Genomic DNA, 4,878 nt, shown 5'->3' on the forward strand with positions numbered 1-4,878 from the left:
CCGGGCTCCTACAGTGCGATGGTGATTCCTGAATCGCCATCGCCGAGGAGCTTCAGTCGATGTACTCAAACAACTTCACGATCTTCTGCACGCCAGAAACGCCTTGCACCAGATTGGTCGCCTGGGCAGCTTCCTGTTTGGTCAGCAGGCCCAGCAGGTAGACAATGCCGTTCTCGGTGATGACCTTGATGCGCGAGCCGGGGATATTCGGGTCGGTGAGCATTTGGGTCTTGATCTTGGAGGTCAGCCAGGTGTCGTTCTGGCGGGCAAGGAAGCCTGAAGGTGGCAGGATCTGTATTTCGTTGTGAACTGTCTTCACGCGCTGCACGGCTGAGGCGGCTTGTTCGGCCTTGGCCTTGAGGTCGGCGCGCGGGGTTTGCCCGGCGAGCAGTACGACGCCGTTGAAGCTGGTCACGACGATGTGCGAGTCGTTATCCAGGGCGGGGTCTGCCTTGGCGATGTTCACGCCGACCTTGGTGTCAATCAGGGAGTCGTCGATCTTGCTGCCGAAGGTGCGGGTGCCGCGGTCGTCTTCGATCGGTGCTTCACGGCTGGCATTAACCACCGAGGTGCAGCCGCTGATGCCGAGGCACAGGGTCAGGGCCAGTAGGCCGAGGCGATTAGGGGTCATTCTTCACTCCCGAACAGTTGGCTGTCGATCAAGTCGCAAAGGCAATGGATCGCCAGCAGGTGGACTTCTTGAATACGTGCGGTGACGTTGGCCGGTACGCGAATCTCAACGTCCTCTGGCAATAGCAGCGACGCCATGCCGCCGCCATCGCGCCCCGTCATTGCTACGACAATCATTTCGCGATCATGTGCGGCCTGGATCGCTTGAATTATGTTTGCCGAGTTGCCGCTGGTGGAAATCGCCAGTAAAACGTCGCCCGGTTGACCAAGGGCGCGGATTTGCTTGGAGAAGATTTCGTTGTAGCTGTAGTCGTTGGCAATCGAAGTGATGGTCGAGCTGTCGGTGGTCAGCGCGATGGCCGGCAGGCTTGGACGCTCGCGCTCGAAGCGGTTCAGCAGCTCGGACGAGAAGTGCTGGGCATCGCCGGCGGAACCGCCATTGCCGCAGGAGAGCATTTTGCCTTCGTTGAGCAGGGCGTTGACCATAACCTGGCTGGCTTGCTCGATGTGCGGTGCAAGTACTTCCATCGCCTGTTGCTTGGTGTCGATGCTGGCCTGAAAAAGCTGGCGAATTCGCGATTGCATGTCCATCTGTGTGACCTTAATGAGCGCGGCTGTCCGGCACGTAAAAGTGCAGCCCGCAAAACAAAGAGCAAAAGTGTTGGGTTGTGTCCGCCTCGTGGCGCAGGCGATCAGCTGTCGAAGGCATTCTGCAACCAGTTCAACTGATCGAGGTCGCTGTCGATCGCGACCACGTCGAAACGGCAAGGGGAGTTGGCCCAGCGCGACTCGCGCTGAAGAAAATATTGCGCGGCAAAAATCAGTTTTTGCCGTTTGCGCTCATCGATGCTATCGAGCGCGCCACCCCATTGAGTGTTTTTTCTGTAGCGAACTTCAACGAATACTACTGTATCGCCATCGAGCATGACCAGATCAAGCTCGCCGCGTTTACATAACCAGTTCTGCGCCAGTAGGCGCAGACCTTGTTGTTGAAGATGCTCGAGCGCATGGCGCTCGGCATCTTTACCGCTTTGCTGGCGTGACCTGTCAGGCATCAGCGCGGGGTGTCCGGCAGGCGTTGAACCTGGCCGTTGACGAACTCTGCCCATGGCAACTGCCGCACGACGCGCTGATTCTGGCTCATTCCCAGGCTGCCCGATTGGCCTTCAATGCGGCTGTCAGGCAGGCTTTTGAGTTGCCCCAGGCGTGGCGCCAGGCGATAGGCGTCTACGCCCATTGCGTACAGGCGGCCCAGGCTGCCGGCGGCTTGTGGCCATTGGGCGGTTACCTGGCGGCGCAGCGGATCATTGGCGTCCAGCAGCCACGGGGTTTCGCAGAAGCGAATACCGTTCATGTCGTTGTACTGGTTCGCATCGCCGCTGGCGCTGAACACGTGGGAAGTGGCGTAGACCGGAACGTCGCCTGCGTACTGAAAGTTCAGGGTCGGCTTGATCTGTTGGGCCTGTTGCGGTGTGGCGGCCAGGAAGATGAACTCAATGTCCTGGCGACGTGAAGGTTGGGCGGCGACTTGCGAGCCTACGGTGCTTTGCAGGCTCTTGGCGCGACCTTCGCTCTGGCGCAGCTGGAACATGTCGGCAATCTGCTGGGCCAGTTGAACCGGCTGGTCGACGCGCTCGGTAGCGACGACGCTGCCGCCGTTGGCTTGCCAGTCCTGGCTGAATGCCCGAAGCACGCGATCGCCCCATTCACCTTTCGGCACCATGATGGCAGCGCGATGCAGGCCGTCGGCGCGAGCGCGGCGAGAGACTTCACGGGCTTCGTCTTCAGCGGCAAGGCCAAACTGGAACAGTTGCGCCGGACCTTGTTCACCTTCGCTGTAGTTAAGCGCCAGGGTGGTGATCGGCAGTTGCGGGCGAGCGCTCAGCTGTTTGACCAGCGGCTTCTCCAGTGGGCCGACAACCAGTTGCACGCCATCGGCCTGGGCCTTGCGGTAGAACTCGTCGAGGGAGGTAAGGCGCGAACTGTCATAAAACTCGATGGCTGGCGGCTTCTGCCCGGCTTGTTGTGCCTGGTAGTGAGCAGCCATGAAGCCTTCGCGCAATGCTTTGCCGACCGATGCCAGCGGACCGTCCTGCGGCAGCAGCAGGGCGATCTTGCTCAGGGGCTGGCTGGCCAGTTCCTTGAGTTGGGTCAGCGGCAATGGCAGCTGGATCGCGGCCGGGTGTTTCGGGTTTTGTTTGCGCCAGTTGTCGATGGCGGCCTGTTGCTGTTCCAGGGTGCCGGCGGTTTTTACTGCCTGCGCCAGGGCCATCCAGCCACCGAGATCATCGGTGGTATTGGGTTGCAATTGATCGGTTGGCAACGAGGCGATCAGTGTCCAGATCGCTTCGTGGTTTTTGCTTGCCGCTTCGCCGCTCAGCATGGGCGCGATGAAAATACGCTCCCGTGCGGCGGCCAGGGTCTGGCCATCGGCTTCAAGGGCGCGGGCACGAACGGTGCCGGTGCGGATCTGCTGCTCTTGCGGCAATTCGCTCAGGCGCTGAAAGCTTGGATGGCTCAAGGCAGTCAATGCCGCTTTCGGCTGATTGCGTGTCATGGCCAGTTCGGCAGCCAGGGTGTTGGCGAACACCTGCTGGCCGGGTTTGAGTTGCTCCACGGGTACTTGCTGGAGAATTTGCGCGGACTGGCCGGGATTGCCCTGGCGATAGGCCAGATCAGCTGCGCTCAAACGCAGCAGAGCGGCGTCTTCCGGCGATTTGCTTTGAGCGGCCTTCTCGAGCAGTTGCTCGATACTGGCATCCGGGGTCCGTGGAAGTTCGCCAAGGCTGGAGGAGGGCGAGCTGGCGCAAGCCGCCAGTAGGGCAGCGAGGCAGAGGGCAGAGAGCAGCCGCAGGCAAGCGATCATGTAAGTGTTCCTGATACTCGATCAAATTAGCGTGGAATTGTACCCAAGCACTGGCCGGGGCGCGATGTCAGTGGTGTGAATCGATCAATTTAGCTTGCTTAAATGTTGCTATGCGGCACAAAGGGCAGCAAAAGCGAGTACTGCATACGCGTATCGCCAGCGGCGCTACGCGTTACAATGGCCGCTTTATCGATCATGAGGTGTGCGCTTTGACTGCTCCAGGTGCTTTGAATTCCGCTGCCGGCTCGCTTTATGTGGTGGCGACGCCCATCGGCAACCTGGACGACATCAGTGCGCGCGCGCTGAAGATCCTGCGCGAGGTTGCCTTGATCGCCGCTGAGGATACTCGCCACTCGCAGCGCTTGATGCAGCACTTCGGCATTCCCACGCCATTGGCTGCCTGTCACGAACACAACGAGCGCGATGAAGGCAGTCGCTTCATCACTCGTCTGTTGGCGGGTGACGATGTGGCGCTGATTTCCGATGCGGGAACGCCGCTGATTTCCGATCCGGGCTATCACCTGGTGCGCCAGGCTCGGGCCGCGGGTATTAATGTGGTCCCTGTTCCTGGTGCCTGCGCACTGATCGCAGCGCTCTCGGCGGCAGGGCTGCCATCGGACCGATTTATCTTCGAAGGCTTCCTGCCAGCCAAGGCCGTGGGGCGACGCGCGCGCCTGGAGCTCATTAAGGAAGAACCGCGGACGCTGATTTTCTACGAAGCGCCGCATCGAATTCTCGAATGCCTTCAGGACATGGAGCTGGTATTCGGCCCCGAGCGCCAGGCATTGTTGGCGCGCGAACTGACCAAGACCTTCGAAACACTCAAGGGTTTGCCGTTGGTCGAGCTGCGTCAGTTCGTCGAGTCGGACAGTAATCAGCAGCGTGGCGAATGTGTGGTCCTGGTCGCAGGCTGGACGGTTCCAGAGTCTGAAGATGCGGTCAGCAGTGAGGCGATGCGCGTTCTCAATCTGTTGCTCGAAGAAATGCCGCTCAAGCGCGCTGCCGCATTGGCGGCGCAAATTACCGGCGAACGCAAGAATGTTCTGTATCAGGTCGCGCTGGATAAACAGAAAAGCGAGTGAAACCCGACGCGCAGGCGTGTTCGAAGGCTTTTAGCGCTTGTTCTTCGGGCGCTCTGCCGTTAACCTGCGCGGCGGAGAGTCGATCGGACAGTCGCTGCCCTCTATGAAAATTAGGGGGGGGAGGAAAGTCCGGGCTCCATAGGGCGAAGTGCCAGGTAACGCCTGGGAGGCGCGAGCCTACGGAAAGTGCCACAGAAAATAACCGCCTAAGCGCTTCGGCGCCGGTAAGGGTGAAAAGGTGCGGTAAGAGCGCACCGCACGTCTGGCAACAGGTCGTGGCTAGGTAAACCCCACTTGGAG

General features: G+C 60.1%; 5 protein-coding genes and 1 other RNA gene. 2 read left to right on the forward strand and 4 right to left on the reverse strand.

Annotated elements, in window-relative coordinates; all coding sequences use genetic code 11:
• Window positions 1-52: 52 nt before the first annotated feature.
• From ACRESJ_RS15730 to ACRESJ_RS15745, 4 genes are all read right to left on the reverse strand, one after another.
• A complete protein-coding gene (locus ACRESJ_RS15730; RefSeq protein ID WP_431758723.1) occupies window positions 53-631 on the reverse strand; it encodes a BON domain-containing protein in 579 nt (192 codons plus the stop codon).
• Window positions 628-1,221, reverse strand: coding sequence for a phosphoheptose isomerase (locus tag ACRESJ_RS15735; RefSeq protein WP_028624534.1), 594 nt, complete (start codon window positions 1,219-1,221; stop codon window positions 628-630). The genes ACRESJ_RS15730 and ACRESJ_RS15735 overlap by 4 nt, the downstream gene beginning before the upstream one ends.
• 101 nt (window positions 1,222-1,322) lie before the next feature.
• Window positions 1,323-1,685 carry a YraN family protein gene (locus ACRESJ_RS15740; RefSeq protein WP_431758724.1) on the reverse strand — a complete coding sequence of 121 codons (363 nt, stop codon included), beginning with the start codon at window positions 1,683-1,685 and terminating at the stop codon, window positions 1,323-1,325.
• Window positions 1,685-3,496, reverse strand: a complete 1,812-nt coding sequence (locus ACRESJ_RS15745) for a penicillin-binding protein activator (protein WP_431758725.1) — start codon at window positions 3,494-3,496, stop codon at window positions 1,685-1,687. The genes ACRESJ_RS15740 and ACRESJ_RS15745 overlap by 1 nt, the downstream gene beginning before the upstream one ends.
• A 209-nt stretch (window positions 3,497-3,705) precedes the next feature.
• On the opposite strand from ACRESJ_RS15745, the gene rsmI reads away from it, so the two are divergent.
• Both rsmI and rnpB read left to right on the forward strand, forming a co-directional pair.
• Window positions 3,706-4,578, forward strand: coding sequence for a 16S rRNA (cytidine(1402)-2'-O)-methyltransferase (gene rsmI, locus ACRESJ_RS15750; RefSeq protein WP_431758726.1), 873 nt, complete (start codon window positions 3,706-3,708; stop codon window positions 4,576-4,578).
• Between the two features lie 75 nt (window positions 4,579-4,653).
• An RNA gene (gene rnpB / locus ACRESJ_RS15755) (RNase P RNA component class A) lies at window positions 4,654-4,878 on the forward strand; the annotation flags it as partial.

Origin of the sequence: Pseudomonas sp. (genome assembly GCF_050739655.1) — a bacterium.
Classification (GTDB): domain Bacteria; phylum Pseudomonadota; class Gammaproteobacteria; order Pseudomonadales; family Pseudomonadaceae; genus Aquipseudomonas.

What these genes read in the sequence shown, in the direction of transcription:
- ACRESJ_RS15730 (WP_431758723.1), bottom strand. Translation starts at nt 631, where the DNA reads ATGACCCCTAATCGCCTCGGCCTACTGGCCCTGACCCTGTGCCTCGGC.
- ACRESJ_RS15735 (WP_028624534.1), bottom strand. Translation starts at nt 1,221, where the DNA reads ATGGACATGCAATCGCGAATTCGCCAGCTTTTTCAGGCCAGCATCGAC.
- ACRESJ_RS15740 (WP_431758724.1), bottom strand. Translation starts at nt 1,685, where the DNA reads ATGCCTGACAGGTCACGCCAGCAAAGCGGTAAAGATGCCGAGCGCCAT.
- ACRESJ_RS15745 (WP_431758725.1), bottom strand. Translation starts at nt 3,496, where the DNA reads ATGATCGCTTGCCTGCGGCTGCTCTCTGCCCTCTGCCTCGCTGCCCTA.